Here is an 18,460-nt window from a genome sequence, read left to right on the forward strand (position 1 = left end):
ACAGACGACGACAAGACAAAACAGAACAACAAAGAGGGGCTCGCCATGAACGCCGTGCAAACACCATCACCGTTGGCCGCCGCACTCTCGCCCGAGGCCTTTCGTGAGGCCCTGATGGCCAAGGGTGCCTACTACCACATCCATCATCCTTATCAGATCGACATGGCAGAAGGGCGTGCCACGCCGGAGCAGATCCGTGGCTGGGTGGCCAACCGCTTCTATTACCAGGTGATGATCCCGCAGAAGGACGCGGCGCTGCTGGCCAATTGCCCGGATGCCGACACCCGGCGGCGCTGGATTCAGCGCCTGCTCGACCACGACGGACGCGATGACGACGCCGGCGGCATCGAGGCCTGGCTGACCCTTGGCGAAGCGGTGGGCCTCTCCCGCGACGAGCTGTGGTCGCAGCAGCACGTGTTGCCCGGCGTGCGCTTCGCGGTGGATGCCTACGTCAATTTCGTGCGCCGGGCGAGCTGGCAGGAGGGGGCGATCTCCTCGCTCACCGAGCTGTTCGCCCCCCTGGCGCACCAGAGTCGCCTCGATACCTGGCCGGGTCACTATCCCTGGATCGATGAGGCCGGCTACGGCTACTTCCGCAAGCGCCTGAAGGAGGCCCGCCGCGACGTCGAGCATGGCCTGGAGGTGGCGCTGGCGGTGTGCACCACCGCAGAAACCCAGCAGCGCGCCCTCGATATCCTGCAGTTCAAGCTCGACGTGCTGTGGAGCATGCTCGACGCCATGACCCTGGCCTATCAGCTCGGCCGTCCGCCCTACCACAGCGTGACCGAGCGGGCCATGTTCCATCGGGGGCTGGTATGAGCCCGGAGGTGGCTCCGGCGCTGCGCCGCGGCTGGCGGCTGCAGTGGGAGCCTGCTCAACAGCGCCACGTGCTGCTCTACCCCGAGGGCATGGTGCAGCTCAACGAGAGTGCCGGCGCCATCTTGGCGCTGGTCGATGGTCAGCGCCATGAGGAGGACATCGTGGCCGAGCTGGAGGCGCAGTTCCCCGGTGCCGCGGAGATCGCCGACGACGTGGCGGCGTTTCTCACCGAGGCCGGGCGCCAGGGCTGGCTGGAGGCGGGCCCATGAGCCATGCCACGTCCCCGCAAGCGATCGCCCCGCCCCTGTGGCTGCTGGCCGAGCTGACCTATCGCTGCCCGCTGCAGTGTCCCTACTGCTCCAACCCGCTCGACTTCGCCCGCTATCGTGACGAACTCGACACCGATGCCTGGATCGACGTGCTTCGCCAGGCGCGGGCCATGGGCGCCGTACAGCTTGGTTTCTCCGGGGGCGAGCCGTTGGTGCGGCGCGATCTGGAGGTGCTGGTCGCCGAGGCGCGGCGGCTCGGTTTCTACACCAACCTGATCACTTCCGGGGTGGGGCTGGACGGCGCCCGGATCGCGGCGCTGCGCGAGGCGGGGCTGGATCACATCCAGATCAGCCTGCAGGCCGCGGATGACGAGCTGGCCGCCGCCGTGGCGGGCTCGGCCAAGGCCCATGCCGCCAAGCTGGCCATGGCGCGGGCGGTCAAGGCGGCCGGCTATCCCATGGTGCTCAACGTGGTGCTGCATCGGCACAACATCGACGACACCGACCGGCTGATCGCCCTGTGCGATGAACTGGGGGCCGACGCCGTGGAGCTGGCCAGCTGTCAGTACTACGGCTGGGCCAAGCTCAACCGCGCCGGCCTGCTGCCGAGCCGTGCCCAGGTCGAGCGCGCTGAGGCGGTGACGCAGCGCTGGCGCGAGCGCCTCGCCGAGCGCGGGCGGGAGATGCGTCTGCTGTTCGTGGTGCCCGACTACTTTGCCGAGCGCCCCAAGGCGTGCATGGGCGGCTGGGGGGCGATCTTTCTCACCGTGGCGCCGGACGGCAGCGTGCTGCCGTGTCACAGCGCCCGCGAGCTGCCCATGGCCTTTCCCCATGTGCGCGACGGCTCGATCGAGGAGATCTGGTACGCCAGCGAAGCGTTCAACCGCTTTCGCGGTGACGCCTGGATGCCCGAGCCCTGCGGCAGCTGCAGCGAGCGTCACCAGGACCACGGCGGCTGCCGCTGTCAGGCGTTCCTGCTGACCGGCGACCCGGCGGCGGCCGACCCGGTGTGTCGCAAGTCACCCCGGCGCGAGCTGATCGACCGGGCCGTGGCCGAAGCCGCCGCATCGGCCGGCGACATCGCGGCGCTGGTGCCGCGGCAGGCGAAGCATTCGCGCACCTTCTGGCGCGGCTGAGAGTACCCGACCAAGGGCGAAGGGCGCGGGGGCCGGCCGGCTCGTACCATGACGGTAATGCGCCTGCGCGAGGCGACGACATAACAAGTAGCCGCTGATCTCGGCCGTGCCTCTTTGCCGGTCAGCGTCAAGGGAAGCGCTGGACAAATCGCCGAGCGAGGTGAAGCACAAGGCGCCCGGAGCACAGGAACCGGAGCATATGAGGTATATGTGAGGATTCCGCGCACCGCGCAACGCAGTGATTCGCTCGTGCAGGCATTTGTGCAGTGTTTCCCAAGCGGAGACCCGGTATGGCATCCAATATTAACGAGCTGCGCAAGTTCGTGGCTCCGGAGATCATCTTCGGCGACGGTGCCCGGCGCGCCGTGGCCAACTTCGTGGGCACCTTCGGCGCCGAGCGGGTGCTGCTGGTGTCGGATCCCGGCGTGGTGCTGGCCGGCTGGGTCGAGGAGGTGGAGGCGGATCTGGCGGAGCAGGGCATCTTCAGCCAGCGCTTCACCTCGGTCTCGCCCAACCCGCGGGCCGAGGAGGTCATGGCGGGCGCCATGGCGTACCGCGAGATGGGCGCCCAGGCCATCGTCGCCATCGGCGGCGGCAGCCCCATGGATTGCGCCAAGGGCATCGGCATCGTCGTCGCTCACGACGGCCACATCATCGACTTCGAGGGCGTCGACACCCTGCGGGTGCCCATCCCGCCGCTGATCTTCGTACCTACCACGGCGGGCACCTCGGCGGACATCTCCCAGTTCGCGATCATCTCCGACCAGCAGCGGCGCATGAAATTTTCCATCGTCAGCAAGTCGGTGGTGCCGGACGTCTCGCTGATCGACCCCCAGGTCACCCTGACCATGAGCCCCTTCCTCACGGCATGCACCGGCGTCGATGCCCTGGTGCATGCCATCGAAGCCTTCGTTTCCACCGGCAGCGGGCCGCTGACCGATGCCCACGCCCTGGAGGCCATACGCCTGATCAATGGGCATCTGGTGGCGCTGGTGCAGGCTCCCCACGATCTGGCGCTGCGTTCCCAGGTCATGCTCGGCAGCATGCAGGCGGGGCTGGCGTTCTCCAATGCCATCCTCGGTGCGGTGCACGCCATGTCGCACAGTCTCGGCGGTTTTCTCGACCTGCCCCATGGACTGTGCAATTCGCTGCTGCTCGAGCACGTGGTGGCCTACAACTTCGAGGCCTCGCCGGAGCGCTTCACGCGGATCGCCGAGACCTTGGGCATCGACTGTCGCGGGTTGAGCAGTACACAGGTCAAGGCGCGGTTGATCGATCACCTGATCGAGCTGAAGCGTGCCGTGGGCCTGACGGGCAGCCTGGGCAGGCTCGGCGTTCATACCAGCGATGTGCCGTTCCTGGCCCGCCACGCGCTGGAGGATCCTTGCATCCTGACCAATCCGCGCCGCTCCAGCCCCCGCGACGTTCAGGTGGTGTACGAGGAGGCGATGTGACGCGCCAAGCGACAGGTAGCCGATGAAGAAGGCCGGCGACCCCGAGGGCTATTCGGTCAACCAACTGCTGGGATTGGGTCAGCAGTCGGCGCGCAAGAGCTACTACCCCGAGCTGACGGCGCGCATGGCCGAGCTCGAGGCGGAGCGCAACCGCTACAAATGGCTGTTCGAAAACGCCCTGCACGGCATTTTCCAGGCCTCGCTGGGCGGGCGCCTGCTGGCCGCCAATCCGGCGCTGGCGGCCATGCTCGGCGATGCCGACGTGGCCGCCACGCTGGCACGCTGCACGTCGCTGGAAGCGCTGTTCGCCGATGCCGAGGGGCTCGACGAGGTCTCTCGTCTGCTGCACAGGCAGGGCCACCTGCAAGGGCATACCACCTGGCTGGCCGGCTGCGATGGCAAGCGGGTGCCGGTGGCCCTGACCCTGCTGCGCAAGCCGGACCGGGGCGGCGAGATCCTGGTCGAGGGCTTCGTGGCCGACATCACCGAGCGCGAGCGCGCCCGCCAGGAGTTGCTGGCACTCAACGCCCGGCTCGAGGCTCGCGTGCGCGAGCGCACCCAGCGGCTCGAGCAGCTCAATGACGATCTGGCCGGCGAGGTGGCCGAGCGCCGCCTGATCGAGGAGCAGCTGCGCGCCGCCCGCGATCTGGCCCAGGAGGCCAATCGCAGCAAGGACCGCTACCTGGCGGCAGCCAGCCACGACTTGTTGCAGCCGCTCAATGCGGCCCGGCTGCTGGTCTCCACCCTGCGCGAGCGTGCCTTGGACGATGACGCGAGCCGCCTGGTCGACAGCATCCATCTCTCCCTCGAGGGGGCCGAGGAGCTGCTCACCGACCTGCTCGACATCGCCCGGCTCGACCAGGAGCGCATCCAGCCCCAGCGTGAGTGTTTCCCGCTCTCGCAGATGCTGTGCGGTCTGGTGGCCGAGTACGCGCCGCGTGCCCAGCGCAAGGCGCTGCGCTTTCGCTGCGTGGAGAGCAGCCTGTACGTAGACAGCGATCACCGACTGCTGGGGCGGGTGTTGCGCAACCTGCTCTCCAATGCCTGCCGCTACACCGACGCTGGCAGCGTACTGCTGGGAGTGCGGCGCCGCGGCGACGTCGTTTCCATCGAGGTGCACGACAGCGGGCCGGGCATTCCGCCGGATCAGCTGCGGGCGATCTTCGAGGAGTACCACCAGCTCAACGCCGAACGGGCGCGCAACCGTCAGGGGGTGGGGCTCGGGCTGGCCATCGTCGAGCGCATCTGCCAGCGGTTGGGGCTGGCGGTGTCGGTATCCTCGACGCTGGGGCGGGGCTCGAGCTTTGCCGTCCAGGTACCAATCTGCCGCCCGGCACCTGCCCTGGCTGCCTCGCCGGCCTTTGCTCAGCCGGACAGCCCGCTGACGGGGCGGCGCATGCTGGTGGTGGACAACGATAGCCGCATTCTGATGGGCATGCAGGCCCTGCTCGAACAGTGGGGCATGCGGTGCGACACCGCCCATGATTTCGACGAAGTGCTGGAGCAGCGGCTCGCGGCGCCCGACGTGCTGCTGGTGGACCTGCATCTCGATGCCGGCGAGACCGGTGACCGGCTGGTGGAGAAGCTGCGGCGGCACTGGCAGCGGCCGCAACTGCCGGCGGTGGTGATCACCGCCGACCGCTCCGAGGCCTGGCGCCGCACCCTGGCGGAGTGCGGCATCCCGCTGCTGCACAAGCCGCTGCGGCCCGGCAAGCTGCGCGCCGTGCTCAGTCAACTGATCGCGCGCCAAGACAGGGATGAGTGAAGCTACAACCTTGGTCCTAGCCGCGTGAGCGTGCTCCGGCACTCAAGTCCTATGTTGCTGCTTTGCACCAGGCCCTAGACTGAAAGCAGGATCCCTGCCTGCTCGAGGAGTGCCATGTTGCCATTAGCGAAGTCGCATTACCGTGACCAGGCTTTGCCGGATGAGCCCCTGCGCGTGGCGCACTCCTTCGCCAAGGAACCCGAGCTGGCGGCCCAGTACCTGGCCAGCCGGCTGCTGCATCCCGATCTCGAGGGCGTGCTGTTCTTCTGTTCCGCCGAACACGATCTGCCGGCCCTGGCCACGGCCCTGGAAGCGCACCTGGGGGGCGTCAAGCTGTGCGGCTGCACCACCGCCGGCGAACTTGGCAGCGACGGCTACTCGCGGGGCTCCATCGTGGCGGTGGGCTTCGACCGCCGGGCCTTTGCTCTCGACTATCGGCTGATCCGCGATCTCGACCGTTTCACCCTGCTCGACGCCCAGCGCATCACCGACCGGCTGATGGAGCACTGTACCCGTTCGGGGCTGGCGCCGCTCAAGGGCCACACCTTCGCCATGACCCTGCTCGACGGGCTCTCGACCTGCGAGGAGCAGGTGCTGCTGACCTTGACCTCGGTGCTGGCCGGTATCCCTCACTTCGGCGGCAGCGCTGGCGACGACAACCGCCTCACCGGCACGCACGTGTACGGTGAGGGCGCCTTCCATGACCGTGCCGCCGTGGTGCTGATGGTCAACACCGCGCTGGACTTCGAGGTGTTCTCGACTCACCACCTGCGCCCCAGCGGCGAGAAGCTGGTGGTCACGGCGGCCGATCAGGAGCAGCGCCGGGTGATGGAGCTCAACGCCGAGCCGGCGGCCCTGGAATACGCGCGATTGGTGGGCTGTACGCTGGAGGAGCTGAACCCCGAGGTGTTCGCGCGTCATCCGCTGGCCGTGAGGCTCCACGACAAGACTTACGTACGCGCCATCCAGAGCGTCAATCCCGACCTCAGCCTGAGCTTCTACTGCGCCGTGGAGACCGGCATCGTGCTGACGGCCATGCAGGCCAGCGACCTGCTGACGGATCTCGACCGCGAAATCGCCGCCATCGAGGAGCGCCTGGGGCCGGCGGAGTGCATCCTCGGCTGCGACTGCTTCCTGCGCCGCCTGGAGCTCGAGCAGGAGGGGCGGCAGCAGGCGGCCGGGGAGCTCTACCGCCAGCGCCGCATTCTCGGCTTCAACACCTACGGCGAGCACTACAGCGGCCTGCACCTCAACCAGACCTTCAGTGGGGTCTACATAGGACGCTCCCGTGGCGACCACTGAGCGCGAACGCGAGCTGGAGCGCCAGGTTGCCAAGCTGCAGCGCATCAATGCGGCGCTGATCGAGCGGGTCGAGTCGAGCAACCTGCCGCGCACCGCACCCTATGCCGCCTTTGAGCATGCTGCCCTGTTGGCCGAGCAAGTGCGCGAGCGAACCCGAGCCCTCAATCAGACCCTGCATGAGCTGCGCGCCAGCAACCGCCTGCTGGGTGAGGCGCGGGAGCGAGCCGAGCAGGCCAACCAGTACCTGGTCGATGCCATCGAGAGCATCACCGACGCCTTCGTGCTGTTCGGTGCCGATCAGCGCATTCGTCACTACAACAGCCGCTTCGCCGAGTTCTGGCGGCCTGGCGGCATCGAGGTGCACGCCGGCATGACCCTGGAGGAGCTGCGCCGGCTGGCGCTGAGCTCGGGGCTGGTGGTCAGCGAGCAGCTCAAGCAGCGCCAGGGGCGCACCGTCTATCAGCTCCACGACGGGCGCTGGGTGCAGGTCAACCAGCGGCCGATTCGCGGCGGCGGCAGGGTGTTTCTCTACGTCGACATCACCGAACTCAAGCGCCATGAGCACGCCGAGCGCGAGCATGCCCTGGCACAGAAGTCGCGCCTGCTGCAGGCCACTTTGGACAGCCTCTCCCAGGGCGTTGCCGTAGTCACCCCTCAGGGCCAGCTGGAGATGCACAACCAGCGCTTTTCGCAGCTCACTGGGCTGGAAGGGTTGGCGCTGCCGTTGGCGCTGACCGAGCTTAGCCGTGCCAGCGAGCTGGTCGATCCCGCCGATGGGCAGGCCGTGCTGGCCGCCTGCGAGCGCCGGCTCAGCGACGGCCGCGTGGTGGAGGTGCGCGGCCACCCCATGCCGGGCGGCGGTCAGGTGCTGACCTACACCGACATCACCGAGCGCATTCGCCAGGCCGAGGCGCTGGCCGAGCGGGAACGCTGGATCCGTACCATCACCGACCACGTGCCGGCGATGATCGCCTACCTGGATCGCGAGCTGCGCTACGTGTTCACCAACCGGGTCTACGAGGAGTGGTACGGCTGGCCCCATGACCTGCTGCTGGGCTCGACGCTCGGCGATCTCCATTCGGCGGAGCACTGCGCGCGCCTGATGCCCTACCTGCAGCGGGTGCTGGCGGGGGAGCGCATCAGCTTCGAACTGCCCGAGCAGAACGCCGACGGCGAGCAGCGGGTCTTGCTGCGGGCCTACGTGCCGCACCGGGACAGCGATGGCAGCGTGATCGGGTTCTTCGTGCTGATCCGCGACATCACCGAGCAGCGGCGCACCTCCGAGGCGCTGCACCATGCCTATCAGAACCTCGAACAGCGGGTGCGCGAGCGCACCGCGGAGCTGACCCGGGTCAACGCCCAACTGCGCGAGGAGATCGAGGAGCGGCTGGCCGCCGAAGGCCAGCTGCGCGAGGCCAAGACCGAGGCCGAGGCGGCCAACCTCTCCAAGACCAAGTTCCTGGCAGCGGTGAGCCACGACCTGCTGCAGCCGCTCAATGCGGCCCGGTTGTTCGTCGGTGCCCTGGTGGAACAGGAGATGTCGCCGGCCAATCAGGAGCTGATCCAGCAGGTCGGCCATTCGCTGAAGGACGTGGAGGCGCTGCTCGGCACCCTGGTCGACATCTCCAAGCTGGACGCCGGCGTGATCACCCCCGAGATAGTACCCTTCGCCATTCGCGACCTGCTCGACGGCCTGGCGCGGGAGTATCGCCAGGTGGCCGCCAGCGAGGGCCTGGAGTTCCACTACGTGCCGTCGTCGGCGCTGGTCAGCAGCGACATCTCGCTGCTCGTCCGGGTGATCCGCAACCTGCTCAGCAACGCCGTGCGCTATACCCCTCGCGGCCGCCTGCTGCTGGGCTGCCGGCGGCGTCGGGAGGGGCTCGAGATCCAGGTACTCGATACCGGCTGCGGCATCGCCGAAGAGGAACGCGAGCTGATCTTCCAGGAGTTTCGCCGCCTGCCCGCGGCGGCCAACGCGCGGGATCGCGGCCTGGGCCTCGGCCTCTCCATCGTCGACAAGATCACGCGCATGCTGCAACAGCCGGTGCGGGTGCAGTCGAAGGTCGGGCGCGGCACCCTGTTCGGCGTGACGCTGCCCTACGCCCAGCGCGTCGAAGCCGGCGAGCGGCGCCAGGCCGTGGGCTGCGTGGCCGGTCGCGAACTCGCCGGACGGCGGCTGTGGGTGGTGGACAACGATCCTTCCATCTGCCTGGCCATGCGCCACCTGCTGGAACGCTGGGGCTGCCAGGTGGTGGTCGCCGAGAGCGAGGAGCGCCTCGCCGCGCGGGTGAGTCTGGCCGACGGCGAGGCCGACGCCCTGGTGGTCGACTACCACCTCGATTACGAGCGCAGCGGAGTGGCGCTGGCGGAGCGCATCAACGCACTACGTCAGGAGCCGCTGCCGGTATTGGTGATCACCGCCGACCACAGCCGCGAGCTGCGTCAGCGGGTGCGCGAGCTGGGCTTCCAGTTGCTCAACAAGCCGGTCAAGCCGCTGCGGCTGAGAACCACGCTGCAGCAGCTGCTGGCGGAGACCCCGCTCGAATTCGTCGAGAGCCCGAATCAGGGCTTGCGCAGATAGCGGCTGAAGTCGATGTCGCTGGCCGAGAGGATCGCCTGGACCCGGTTGCTCACGCCGAGCTTGCGTAGGATCGCCGAGACGTGGGCCTTGACCGTGGTCTCGGCGATGTTGAGGTTGTAGGCGATCATCTTGTTGGATTCGCCACGGGTCATGCGCTCGAGCACCTGGATCTGCTTGCGGGTCAGGGTTTCGAGCTGTTCGGCGCTGATGCCGCGCTCGTTGGGCTCATGGGCGCGGGCGGCACTGGCACGCATGATCTCCGAAGGCAGATAGATGTTGCCCTCCAGTATCTGGGCGATGGCCTTGATCAGCTGCTCCTTGGGCGAGGACTTGGTCAGAAAGCCGACCGCCCCGCAGGAGACCGCCTGCAGCATGACGTTCTTGTCCTCCTCGGCGGAGATGATCGCCACTGGAATGGTGGGCGCCTCGTTGCGCAGCTGCAGCAGGCCGGTGAGACCGCTCATGCCGGGCATGTTGAGGTCGAGCAGGATCAGGTCCAGGTCCTCCTCGTCGGCGGTCACGGCGAGGGTGGCGTCGAGATCCGCCGTTTCCAGCAGCTCGCTGCCGGGAAAGCCGTCGCCGACCACCCGGGCGATGGCCTCGCGAAACAGCGGATGATCGTCGGCGATCAGGATACGGTAGCTGGGGGCGTGGTCGTGCATCTTGTCGTTATCCTTGTAGTCGTACGTCGTGGGGCCTGACGTCCAGTAGCGGCGAATGACGGCAGGCGCGGGGCGGCGTTCTCCAGCGGCTGACCGTCCGCCTCCCAGCTGTCGATACCGTCACGATACCAGTAAAGACGCCGATAACCCGCCTCTGCCAGGCGCTTCACCGCATTCCAGGAGAGCCAGCAATCTGAACGGCACAGCACCACGATGGGGTGGTGTAGGTCGCCGCCGCTGGCCGCGCCGACCTCGTCGAGCAGGTAGCCCACCCAGTCGTGGCGGCTGTAGTACCAGTCGTCGTCGAGATGACCGAGCCCGGTGTTGGGCAGCCACAGCGCTCCCGGCACGGAGCGGTGCGGCTCGGTCTGCAGGAAGCGGCCATGGCGGAAGGTGAGGTTGATCACGTCGATGGCCAGCGCCGGCGGACTGGCGCCGAGCAGCTCGACCACCGCCGCGGTGTCCACCGTCTCCGCGCCTGGTGCGGTGGCGGGAGTGGGGCTGCGATAGCGGTCGATGCGATAGCCCCGCTCAGAGAACAGCAGCGGATCCTCGCCCGGGGCGGCGGCACCGGCAGTGGCCGGGCAAAGTGCCGCCAGCAGCAGGGCGGCCAGTATCCGCTTCGCTATCCTCATGGCGTGCTTCCCGTGGCCTCTTGGAACTAGCCTCATGGAGCTAGCCTCATTGGAACTATGGGACTCTCTTTTGTCGTAAGCCGGAATTGCACCTTTGTCGCGAAGCGTAAAGCACGAAAGTACTATTCTGCCGCGACAGGCAGCTCCTTAGTCTGAAGACATGAAAACACCGAGCCTTGCCAAGTTCCTGCCGCTGGCCCGTGCTGCGCTGCTGCTCGCGCTGCTGGTCGCCGCCGACAGCCTGCGCGCCGAGCCGCCGCTGCTGCGCCTCAGCGTGCTGCAGTTCGGCACCGCCCACTGGGAGCTGGACCATCTGCAGCGCCACGGCCTCGATCGGGACGAGGGCTTCGTGCTCGACGTGCGCCTGGTGGCCAACCTGCCGGCCTCGCGCATCGCTGTCTCCAGCGGCGATGTGGATGGTGCCGTGGTCGATCTGACCTGGGCCCAGGCTCGGCATGTGGCGGGGCACTCCTACCGCTATCTACCCTATTCCTCGCAGATGGGCGACGTGCTGGCCGCCCCCGGGGCGCCCATTCACGATATCGAGGACCTGCGCGGCAAGCGCATCGGCGTGGCCGGTGGCCCCGACAGCAAGGGTTGGGTGCTGCTGACCCGAGCGGCACAGGCCCGGGGCATGGCACTGGAGCGTGAGGCGCAGGTGCAGTTCGGCGCGCCGCCGCTGCTGAGCCAGGCCTTTCGCCGCGGGCAGTTCGACGTGCTGGTGACCTTCTGGCACTTCGCTGCCGAGCTGACCGCCGCCGGTGAGGCCGACGTGGCGCTGCCCATGGACTCGCTGCTGGCGAGTCTCGATATTCCCACCGGGCTGCCCATTCTGGGCTACGTGTTCCATGACGACTGGGCCGACGACCATCAGGCATTGGTGGCCGGCTTCGTCCGCGCCGTGGCGAGCACCAAACGGCAGTTGCGCGACGACCCCGACCACTGGGAGGCGCTGCGCCCGCTGATGCGCGTAAGCGACGACGCCCACTTCACCGCGCTGCGCCAAGGCTACCTGCAGGGCATTCCCGAACCGCTGGACGAGGCGCGGGTGGCGGCGCTGCAACGGCTGCTGGTCATGGCCGGCAGCGCCGCGGAGGAGGTGATGCCCGCCCGGCTCTTCGTGCTCGATCCGGGCGGCGTGCCATGAGGCGCTCGGCGCTCGCCTGCTGGGTGGTCCTGCCGCTACTGGTGGGGCTGTGGGGCGTGCTGGCCTGGCAGCTCGACACCTCCTTGCTGCCCTCGCCGGCAGCGGTGCTGAACACTCTGCAACGGGAGGCGGCCAGCGGCGAGCTGCAGCGCCACCTGGCCGTGACCCTGCAGCGGGTCGCGCTCAGTTTCCTGCTGGCGATGGCCTTCGGCACCCTGATCGGCATCGCCATGGGACGCCTGGTCTGGCTCGACGCCCTGCTGGACCCGCTGCTGGTACTGCTGCTCAACCTGCCGGCGCTGGTGCTGATCATCCTGCTCTATGTCTGGTTCGGCCTGGTGGAGGCCGCGGCGATCCTGGCGGTGGTCATCAACAAGGTGCCCAACGTCGCCGTCACCTTGCGTGAGGGGGCGCGCAGTCTCGACCCGAGGCTGGAGCAGATGGCGCGTGCCTACGGCTTTTCTCCCCTCATGCGCCTGAGGCACGTGTGGCTGCCGCAGCTGTTTCCCTACCTGATGGCGGCGACCCGCGGCGGGCTGGCGCTGATCTGGAAGATCGTGCTGGTGGTCGAGCTGCTGGGGCGCTCCGACGGCGTCGGCTTCCAGCTGCATCTGGCGTTCCAGGTCTTCGACGTGGCCGGACTGCTGGCCTACAGCCTGGCGTTCATCGCCATCGTGCAGCTGATCGAGCTCGGTCTGCTGCAGCCGCTGGAGCGCCGCGCCACGCGCTGGCGCCGTACCGGAGTCGAACATGCCTGAGTTCGTCAAGTCTGAATTCGTCGTGCCGGCCGGCCACGCCATCCTGGCGCCCATGAGCCTCAAGGTGGCGCCGGGCGACCATATCTGCCTGCTCGGCCCCTCCGGCATCGGCAAGACCACTCTGCTCAACCGTCTGACCGGCCTGGAGCGGGGCCAGCCGCGCCCGACGCTACGCATCGGCTACCTGTTTCAGGAGCACCGCCTGCTGCCCTGGCGTACGCTGCGCGACAACCTGCGCCTGGTCGGGGTCGGCCGCGACCAGGTCGAGCCGCTGCTGGCCCGGGTCGGGCTGGAGCAGGCCGCCGACCGCTATCCCGATCAGCTGTCGCTGGGCATGGCCCGGCGTGCCGCCCTGGCCCGCTGCCTGGCCATGCGCCCCGATCTGCTGCTGCTGGACGAACCCTTCGCCTCTCTGGACCCTCACCGCGCCGACGAGCTGAAACGCTTGATCCGCACGTTGCTGAAGCAGTTTCCCGCCATGGCCATGATCTGCGTGACCCACGAGGCGCGCGACGCCGAGGCGCTGGCCAATCGCATCTGGTATCTGGCGGGGCGCCCCGCCCACCTGCGCTACGATGCCCGGCTCGATGCCGAGACCCACGCCGGGCTGGCCCGGCGCCTGGATGCGCTGGGGCGTCAGGCGTCCGGGGAGTCTCTCTCGATCGAAAGCTAGGCGCTCTTTGCACAAGGCTGTGTCTGAAAAGTCGGCGAGCGAAGGTCAGACAAGGCAAAAATCAGCGACAAATCGGCAGGGAAGCCGATTTGGGCAGCTCCGCTGCTCGAAGAGCGAGCGACAGGGATGTCGCGAGTCAAAAGACGGAGTTTACGTAGTGTAAATGAGTACTTTGAGCTGATTTTTAACGCTGTATGGCCAAGCGCAGGCAGTTTTCAGGCATAGCCTAGTTGATAGGCATGCCAAGTAGCCTGGTCCGCTGCGGCCGAAAGCCGCCGATTGCCAGCGTGGCCAGCACCAGAGTGGTGGCAAGCGTGATGGTGGCCGCCTCGCCGTTCCACTGCAGATAAAGCGCGAAGCGCAGCGTCTCGACGGCGTGGGTGAAGGGGTTGAGCAGGCATAGCTGATAGATCCAGGGACTGGCTTCCTGCATGCGCCACAGCGGGTAGAGCGCCGAGGAGAGAAAGAACATCGGGAAGATGACGAAGTTCATGACCCCGGCGAAGTTCTCCAGCTGCTTGATCCAGGTGGCGATCAGCAGCCCCAGCGCCCCCAGCATCAGCGATGCCAGCAGCAGCGCGGGCAGCACCGCCAGGTAACCCTCGAGCGGCGGACGCACGCCGACGCCCCAGCGGGCGATGAGCAGGAAGACGTACACCTGGGCGACCGAGACGCTGCCCATGGCCAGCAGCTTGGTCAGTAGCAGGAAGGGGCGCGGCAGGGGGCTGGTGAGCAGCACCCGCATGGAGCCCAGCTCACGGTCGTAGACCATCGAGAGCGCTCCCTGCATGGAGTTGAACAGGATGATCATGCCGCACAGCCCGGGCACGATGTAGGTCTCGTAGGTAATGTAGGTCACGTAGGGCGGGATGATGGACACGCCCAGCACCATGCGGAAGCCGGCGGCGAACACCACCAGCCACAGCAATGGCCGGACCAGGGCGCTGGCGAAGCGCGTGCGCTGCTGCCAGAAGCGCAGCCATTCGCGCTTCTGCACGCCCACAAAGCAGTACCAGCAGTCGCGCGGAGTCATGCCACGGCCTCCCGGGTCAGGCTGTGAAAGGTCTCGGTCAGGCTGGTACCGCCATGGCGGCGGCACAGCGCCTCGCCGGTCTCGTCGGCCAGCAGCCGGCCGCGGTGCAGCACCAGTACCCGATCGTTGTCGCCGATCTCCTCGATGAGATGGGTGGCCCACAGCACGGTGAGGCCCCGTTCGCGACACAGCTCGTGTACGTGGGCGTTGAGCTTTGCCCGGCTGTCGAGGTCGAGCCCGGCGGTGGCCTCGTCGAGCAGCAGCAGGGCGGGGCGGTGCAACAGAGCGCGGGCGATCTCCACGCGGCGGCGGTGACCGCCATTGAGTCGGCGCACCGGCGTGCGGGCATGGGCGTCCAGCCGCTGGCGCTCGAGCTCCTCCGCGCAGCGCCGGCGGGCCTCGCGTGGCGACATGCCGTGCAGGGCGGCGTGATAGAGCAGGTTCTGCATCACGCTGAGATCCAGGTCCAGGGCGTTCTGCTGGAACACCACGCCCATGTGGCGCATCACGGCGGCGGGTTGGCGCCGGAGCGAGCGGCCGCCCAGCAGCAGATCGCCCTGCTGCAGGGCGAGCAGGCGCGTGAGCAGGCCGAACAGGGTCGACTTGCCGGCGCCGTTGGGACCCAGCAGGGCGTGGAAACGGCCGGAGGCCAGCGTGAAGCTGACCTCCTGCAGGACGGGATCGTGCCGATAGCGATAGCCGATACCGAGGGCTTGCACGTTCATGACTGGGTTCCCGAGGTGATCTTCACTCCCCAGGGGAAGCGGCCCACGTCGATGCTCTTGATCACTTCCAGCTTGTCCACATCGATCACCGAGACGTCGCCGCTCACCCCGTTGGTGGTCAGCAGTGTCTTCTCGTCGGGGCTGAGCGCTACCTGCCACACCCGGGCGCCTACCAGCAGGTAGTCGAGCACCTCGAAGGTCTGAGCATCCACCACGGCGATATGATTGGCCGGACCCAGGGCGACGAAGGCGTAGCGGCCGTCGGAGGTGAGCTGGATGCCCACCGGCTGGACCCGGTCCTGATTCACCCCGGGAATGCGGAAGTCGATGGTGTGGATCTCCTCGAGACTCTCCACGTCGATGATGTGCACGGTACCGCCGATTTCCGCCGAGGCCCACAGCAGGGCGTCGTCGCGGGTGAACTCCACGTGGCGCGGGCGGGAGCCGATCACGATGTTCTTCTCGATCTCGAAGGTCTCGGTGTTGATCCAGTGCAGCATGTTGGAGGTCTCGCTGGTGTTCACCGCCCAGCGGCCGTCGTGGCTCACCCCCATGCCCTCGGGCTCGATACCGACCTCGATCTGAGCCAGCACGCGCTTGGTTTCCACGTCGAGCACGGTGACCAGGGCATCATCCTCGTTGGCGATGTAGAGGTGGCGGCCGTTGGGGTGCAGGGCGAACTGCTCCGGATCCTCGCCGGAGGGCAGGGTGTCGATTACCTTGCGCGTGGCCAGATCGACCACCTGGACGGTATCGTCATCGCTGGCACAGACGTAGAGCAGGCTCTCGTCGGGGGAGAGCAGAATGCCGCGCGGGCGCTGGCCGACGGGGAAGGTGTCCACCACCTCCAGAGTGGCCATGTCGATCACCGAGATGGTGTGATCGCGCTCGTTGGAGACGTAGGCCAGGCTCTGGGCCCACAGCGGTGTGGAGAGCCCCAGGGTCAGGCAGAAGGCGGCTAGGCGAGTGGCGATTTTCATGTCGATTCCTCGGTGCGGTCAGGGAGGGGGCTCAGTCGGTCAGGCGACAGCGACTTTCCGGACGGTCATAGCCCAGGGTGTCGAGCTCGGTATGCTGGTGAAGAAAGCCCTCGAACGGAGCCATGGCCACCAGGCTGTTGGGGTGGGCCAGCGGCACCGGCTGGCGCAGTTGACCGTTCCAGTCGCGGAAGCTCAGCGGCCGGCCCTTGAAGGCGGCCAGCTCGAAGTCGTCGCCGAGCAGGTAGTCGCGCAGGGTCTGCATGTCGTCGCTGCCGGTGCGCGTCACGGCTTCCCCCACGGCGCGTATCGCCGCCCAGGCGGCATAGTCGGTACTGGTCATGTCACGTTCGGCCTGTTTGGCAAAGCGGTTCTGCAGCTGGGCGGCCCCCCACGCCTCGATGGCCGGGTGCCAGGCATCCGGCGCCATGCCCTGGGTGCCTACCACCGGCCTGGGCAGCCAGGTGTTGAAGGGCACGAAGTCGCCGAAGTCGTTGCGCTCGTCGGCCACCACCACCACGTCGTAGTCGGGCCCCTGGGTGAACAGCGGCAGCTCGGCGGAGGCGTTGCGGCGCATGTCGGCCTCGAAGGTCCACTCCTTGTCGGTGACCACGTTCAAGGCGAACTTCTGCGCCGAGCGGCGGAAGGCCTCGGCCCAGGCCCGGTCGTCGTCGGTCGTTCCGCTGATCAGAAACACCGAGCGCCAGCGGCGCACGTTCAACCACTGGGCCAGGGCATCGGTGAGCATGGCGTGGCTGGGGACGGTGTGCAGCAGATAGGGGGAGCACTCGTCGAGGCGCAGCGAGACGTCACGCGCGCCGGCATTGAACAGCAGGGCGCGCTCACCGCCGATCTCGCTCGCCTTGCGCAGGGTCGTCGCCGGCACGTTCAGCACGATCAACTCGATGTCGGCGTCGAGCATGGCGGCCAGCGCTTCCAGCAGGGCGTCCTCACTGCCCAGGATGGCGCTCTCGAGTTGATAGTGCTGGCCGAGAAAGCGGCCGGTACTCAGGTTGTCGCTGATCGCCAGCTGCGCCCCCTGCAGGCCGGCGTCTTCGGGCTCGGGGGTCAGCCGGGCCAGCGCTGGGCCGCGGTCGGGCTGCCACTGCAGGTAGCCGAAACGCACCTCGAGCGTATCGGCCTGGGCCAGGGGGGCGAGCAGGCAGGTGGCGAGGAATACGCCGCCGGCCAGGCAACGGCTAAGCGGGGACTCTTTCATAATCGGCTTCATGATCGGCTCCTGAGGGGCAGTGGAAGGTCAGGTCACTGCACGATGAAGGTGCCGGTCACACCGCGCTCTTCCAGGCCGGCACAGGCCCATTCGTAGGTGCCAGGGCGAATGGGTACGAAGAACAGCTCCGCCTCGCCCTCCCGCTCGAACTCCAGCTCGGTGAGGGTGGGCGCCTTGATCTCGACGTTGCCCACCTCGATCTTGCGCAGCCAGGCGTTCTTGAAGAAGCCGGGCGCCACCCAGGCGCACTCCTGCATGCCGGTGGCTTCGATCACCAGGCGGTAGGACTGCCCGGTCTCCATGTGATGTTCGCGTACCGATACGCCGAGCATGCTCTCGCCGGTGCCGATCACCAGGCGCTCCAGGCGTTCGGGGCGGTTGGCGAGATCCCCGGCCGCCAGGGCCAGGGTCGAGGAGAGGCCCAGGGCCGCAGCGAGTAGAGCCAGGCCGGCGTGACGGTGGGTGGGGCGTGCGACCGGTAAGGTGAGAGTGGCGTCAGTCATGTTCGTTGTCCTTGTTGTCATGAAGAGTTGTCGTGATGAGCGCTGTCGTGATGTGCGTTTGCGTGACGTGAGGGGTGAGAAGCAGTTCAGCACTTCGCCCGGTATCGGCCCATGACACCATGGGGCCCTTGCGCTCCTCCCAAGGGCGTAAGACGGGAGCAGGGCGGGAAAAGCGAACTACGACCAAGGAAGGAGGGGTAAGGGGCAGAAAGTGGCGATGCGGCTGCGCTGCGTTGTGACCAGACTCGACTCAGCTAGTCATCACCAGCCAGTCACCACACCGGTCTGTCTCCACAACAACAGGTGCCCCCATGAACCGCATGCCTTTTTCCGCTCTCTCTTCCGCCGCGTTTTCTACCCGACGCCTTGCCGGCGTGGCGCTGCTGGCGCTGTCGCTGGGCGCCGCCAGCGCTGCCCTGGGCCATGGCGACGTCACGCCCCAGGAGGTCGACACCAAGGGATTGCCCGACCTGGGCGAGGCGCCGCTGATGGAAAACCCCTTCCGGCCTGGCAACCAGCACGCTGACCTACACGACGAGGCGGTTGCGGTCGGCGAGCGCGGTTACGCCGGCAACTGCGCCGTCTGTCACGGCATCCAGGCCATGTCGGGCGGCCTGACCCCCGATCTGCGCAACCTCGAGGAGTGGGACGACGAGTTCTATCTGCAGCGCGTGGTCAACGGCACCGAGCGGGGGATGCCGTCGTTCAAGTCCAACCTCGATCAGACCGCCATCTGGGCGATCAAGACCTATATCGAATCGGTGACCCCCTGAGGGGCGCCCGCCGACCG

Annotated in this window: 18 protein-coding genes; 11 read left to right on the forward strand and 7 right to left on the reverse strand. The window is 67.6% G+C overall.

What is annotated here, in order from left to right:
- The first annotated feature begins 45 nt into the window (after window positions 1-45).
- The 7 genes from pqqC (at window position 46) to HOP53_RS11300 (ending at window position 9,326) form a co-directional block, all read left to right on the forward strand.
- Entirely contained in the window at window positions 46-819 is a 774-nt protein-coding gene (gene pqqC / locus HOP53_RS11270) for a pyrroloquinoline-quinone synthase PqqC (RefSeq protein WP_234270127.1), read from the forward strand.
- Window positions 816-1,088, forward strand: coding sequence for a pyrroloquinoline quinone biosynthesis peptide chaperone PqqD (gene pqqD, locus HOP53_RS11275; protein ID WP_234270128.1), 273 nt, complete (start codon window positions 816-818; stop codon window positions 1,086-1,088). The genes pqqC and pqqD overlap by 4 nt, the downstream gene beginning before the upstream one ends.
- Window positions 1,085-2,224, forward strand: a complete 1,140-nt coding sequence (gene pqqE, locus HOP53_RS11280; protein WP_234270129.1) for a pyrroloquinoline quinone biosynthesis protein PqqE — start codon at window positions 1,085-1,087, stop codon at window positions 2,222-2,224. The genes pqqD and pqqE overlap by 4 nt, the downstream gene beginning before the upstream one ends.
- 290 nt (window positions 2,225-2,514) lie before the next feature.
- Window positions 2,515-3,678, forward strand: coding sequence for an alcohol dehydrogenase-like regulatory protein ErcA (gene ercA, locus HOP53_RS11285; RefSeq protein WP_234270130.1), 1,164 nt, complete (start codon window positions 2,515-2,517; stop codon window positions 3,676-3,678).
- 22 nt (window positions 3,679-3,700) lie between these two features.
- The gene (locus tag HOP53_RS11290; RefSeq protein WP_234270131.1) at window positions 3,701-5,443 is read left to right on the forward strand and encodes a PAS domain-containing hybrid sensor histidine kinase/response regulator; all 1,743 of its coding nucleotides are present in this window, start codon (window positions 3,701-3,703) and stop codon (window positions 5,441-5,443) included.
- Between the two features lie 114 nt (window positions 5,444-5,557).
- Window positions 5,558-6,745, forward strand: a complete 1,188-nt coding sequence (gene nosP / locus HOP53_RS11295) for a nitric oxide-sensing protein NosP (RefSeq protein WP_234270132.1) — start codon at window positions 5,558-5,560, stop codon at window positions 6,743-6,745.
- Window positions 6,732-9,326 (forward strand): hybrid sensor histidine kinase/response regulator, encoded by a 2,595-nt coding sequence (locus HOP53_RS11300; protein WP_234270133.1) that lies wholly within the window; start codon window positions 6,732-6,734, stop codon window positions 9,324-9,326. The genes nosP and HOP53_RS11300 overlap by 14 nt, the downstream gene beginning before the upstream one ends.
- On the opposite strand, the gene HOP53_RS11305 is transcribed toward HOP53_RS11300, so the two are convergent.
- Window positions 9,308-9,988 carry a response regulator gene (locus tag HOP53_RS11305; protein ID WP_234270134.1) on the reverse strand — a complete coding sequence of 227 codons (681 nt, stop codon included), beginning with the start codon at window positions 9,986-9,988 and terminating at the stop codon, window positions 9,308-9,310. The two genes, HOP53_RS11300 and HOP53_RS11305, sit on opposite strands and share 19 nt — an antisense overlap.
- Complete coding sequence (locus tag HOP53_RS11310; RefSeq protein WP_234270135.1) at window positions 9,955-10,623, reverse strand: rhodanese-like domain-containing protein; 669 nt, start codon at window positions 10,621-10,623, stop codon at window positions 9,955-9,957. Before HOP53_RS11310 ends, HOP53_RS11305 begins: the two co-directional genes overlap by 34 nt.
- Window positions 10,624-10,783: 160 nt before the next feature.
- Between HOP53_RS11310 and HOP53_RS11315 the strand changes: the two genes are divergently transcribed.
- The 3 genes from HOP53_RS11315 to HOP53_RS11325 are packed head-to-tail and all read left to right on the forward strand — an operon-like array spanning window position 10,784 to window position 13,201.
- Window positions 10,784-11,770, forward strand: coding sequence for an ABC transporter substrate-binding protein (locus HOP53_RS11315; protein WP_234270136.1), 987 nt, complete (start codon window positions 10,784-10,786; stop codon window positions 11,768-11,770).
- Entirely contained in the window at window positions 11,767-12,528 is a 762-nt protein-coding gene (locus HOP53_RS11320) for an ABC transporter permease (protein ID WP_234270137.1), read from the forward strand. The genes HOP53_RS11315 and HOP53_RS11320 overlap by 4 nt, the downstream gene beginning before the upstream one ends.
- The gene (locus HOP53_RS11325) at window positions 12,521-13,201 is read left to right on the forward strand and encodes an ABC transporter ATP-binding protein (RefSeq protein WP_234270138.1); all 681 of its coding nucleotides are present in this window, start codon (window positions 12,521-12,523) and stop codon (window positions 13,199-13,201) included. Before HOP53_RS11320 ends, HOP53_RS11325 begins: the two co-directional genes overlap by 8 nt.
- A 226-nt stretch (window positions 13,202-13,427) precedes the next feature.
- On the opposite strand, the gene HOP53_RS11330 is transcribed toward HOP53_RS11325, so the two are convergent.
- The 5 genes from HOP53_RS11330 to HOP53_RS11350 are packed head-to-tail and all read right to left on the reverse strand — an operon-like array spanning window position 13,428 to window position 17,670.
- Window positions 13,428-14,234, reverse strand: coding sequence for an ABC transporter permease (locus HOP53_RS11330; RefSeq protein WP_234270139.1), 807 nt, complete (start codon window positions 14,232-14,234; stop codon window positions 13,428-13,430).
- Window positions 14,231-14,959 (reverse strand): ATP-binding cassette domain-containing protein, encoded by a 729-nt coding sequence (locus tag HOP53_RS11335; protein ID WP_234270140.1) that lies wholly within the window; start codon window positions 14,957-14,959, stop codon window positions 14,231-14,233. The genes HOP53_RS11330 and HOP53_RS11335 overlap by 4 nt, the downstream gene beginning before the upstream one ends.
- Entirely contained in the window at window positions 14,956-15,939 is a 984-nt protein-coding gene (locus HOP53_RS11340) for a YVTN family beta-propeller repeat protein (protein WP_234261716.1), read from the reverse strand. Before HOP53_RS11340 ends, HOP53_RS11335 begins: the two co-directional genes overlap by 4 nt.
- A gap of 31 nt (window positions 15,940-15,970) precedes the next feature.
- Window positions 15,971-17,167, reverse strand: coding sequence for an ABC transporter substrate-binding protein (locus tag HOP53_RS11345; protein WP_234270141.1), 1,197 nt, complete (start codon window positions 17,165-17,167; stop codon window positions 15,971-15,973).
- A 32-nt stretch (window positions 17,168-17,199) separates the two neighbouring features.
- Complete coding sequence (locus HOP53_RS11350) at window positions 17,200-17,670, reverse strand: cupredoxin domain-containing protein (RefSeq protein ID WP_234270142.1); 471 nt, start codon at window positions 17,668-17,670, stop codon at window positions 17,200-17,202.
- 311 nt (window positions 17,671-17,981) lie between these two features.
- On the opposite strand from HOP53_RS11350, the gene pedF reads away from it, so the two are divergent.
- Window positions 17,982-18,443 carry a cytochrome c-550 PedF gene (gene pedF, locus HOP53_RS11355; protein WP_234270143.1) on the forward strand — a complete coding sequence of 154 codons (462 nt, stop codon included), beginning with the start codon at window positions 17,982-17,984 and terminating at the stop codon, window positions 18,441-18,443.
- Window positions 18,444-18,460: the final 17 nt, after the last annotated feature.

The sequence above is a fragment of the Billgrantia ethanolica genome (assembly GCF_021404305.1).
Lineage (GTDB): Bacteria > Pseudomonadota > Gammaproteobacteria > Pseudomonadales > Halomonadaceae > Halomonas > Halomonas ethanolica.

Excerpts from the sequence above, each read along its gene's own strand:
- pqqD (WP_234270128.1), top strand. The coding sequence starts at position 816 with ATGAGCCCGGAGGTGGCTCCGGCGCTGCGCCGCGGCTGGCGGCTGCAG.
- HOP53_RS11290 (WP_234270131.1), top strand. The coding sequence starts at position 3,701 with ATGAAGAAGGCCGGCGACCCCGAGGGCTATTCGGTCAACCAACTGCTG.
- nosP (WP_234270132.1), top strand. The coding sequence starts at position 5,558 with ATGTTGCCATTAGCGAAGTCGCATTACCGTGACCAGGCTTTGCCGGAT.
- HOP53_RS11310 (WP_234270135.1), bottom strand. The coding sequence starts at position 10,623 with ATGAGGATAGCGAAGCGGATACTGGCCGCCCTGCTGCTGGCGGCACTT.
- pqqE (WP_234270129.1), top strand. The coding sequence starts at position 1,085 with ATGAGCCATGCCACGTCCCCGCAAGCGATCGCCCCGCCCCTGTGGCTG.
- HOP53_RS11330 (WP_234270139.1), bottom strand. The coding sequence starts at position 14,234 with ATGACTCCGCGCGACTGCTGGTACTGCTTTGTGGGCGTGCAGAAGCGC.
- HOP53_RS11305 (WP_234270134.1), bottom strand. The coding sequence starts at position 9,988 with ATGCACGACCACGCCCCCAGCTACCGTATCCTGATCGCCGACGATCAT.
- HOP53_RS11320 (WP_234270137.1), top strand. The coding sequence starts at position 11,767 with ATGAGGCGCTCGGCGCTCGCCTGCTGGGTGGTCCTGCCGCTACTGGTG.
- HOP53_RS11315 (WP_234270136.1), top strand. The coding sequence starts at position 10,784 with ATGAAAACACCGAGCCTTGCCAAGTTCCTGCCGCTGGCCCGTGCTGCG.
- pqqC (WP_234270127.1), top strand. The coding sequence starts at position 46 with ATGAACGCCGTGCAAACACCATCACCGTTGGCCGCCGCACTCTCGCCC.
- ercA (WP_234270130.1), top strand. The coding sequence starts at position 2,515 with ATGGCATCCAATATTAACGAGCTGCGCAAGTTCGTGGCTCCGGAGATC.
- HOP53_RS11345 (WP_234270141.1), bottom strand. The coding sequence starts at position 17,167 with ATGAAGCCGATTATGAAAGAGTCCCCGCTTAGCCGTTGCCTGGCCGGC.
- HOP53_RS11325 (WP_234270138.1), top strand. The coding sequence starts at position 12,521 with ATGCCTGAGTTCGTCAAGTCTGAATTCGTCGTGCCGGCCGGCCACGCC.
- pedF (WP_234270143.1), top strand. The coding sequence starts at position 17,982 with ATGAACCGCATGCCTTTTTCCGCTCTCTCTTCCGCCGCGTTTTCTACC.
- HOP53_RS11340 (WP_234261716.1), bottom strand. The coding sequence starts at position 15,939 with ATGAAAATCGCCACTCGCCTAGCCGCCTTCTGCCTGACCCTGGGGCTC.
- HOP53_RS11350 (WP_234270142.1), bottom strand. The coding sequence starts at position 17,670 with ATGACTGACGCCACTCTCACCTTACCGGTCGCACGCCCCACCCACCGT.
- HOP53_RS11335 (WP_234270140.1), bottom strand. The coding sequence starts at position 14,959 with ATGAACGTGCAAGCCCTCGGTATCGGCTATCGCTATCGGCACGATCCC.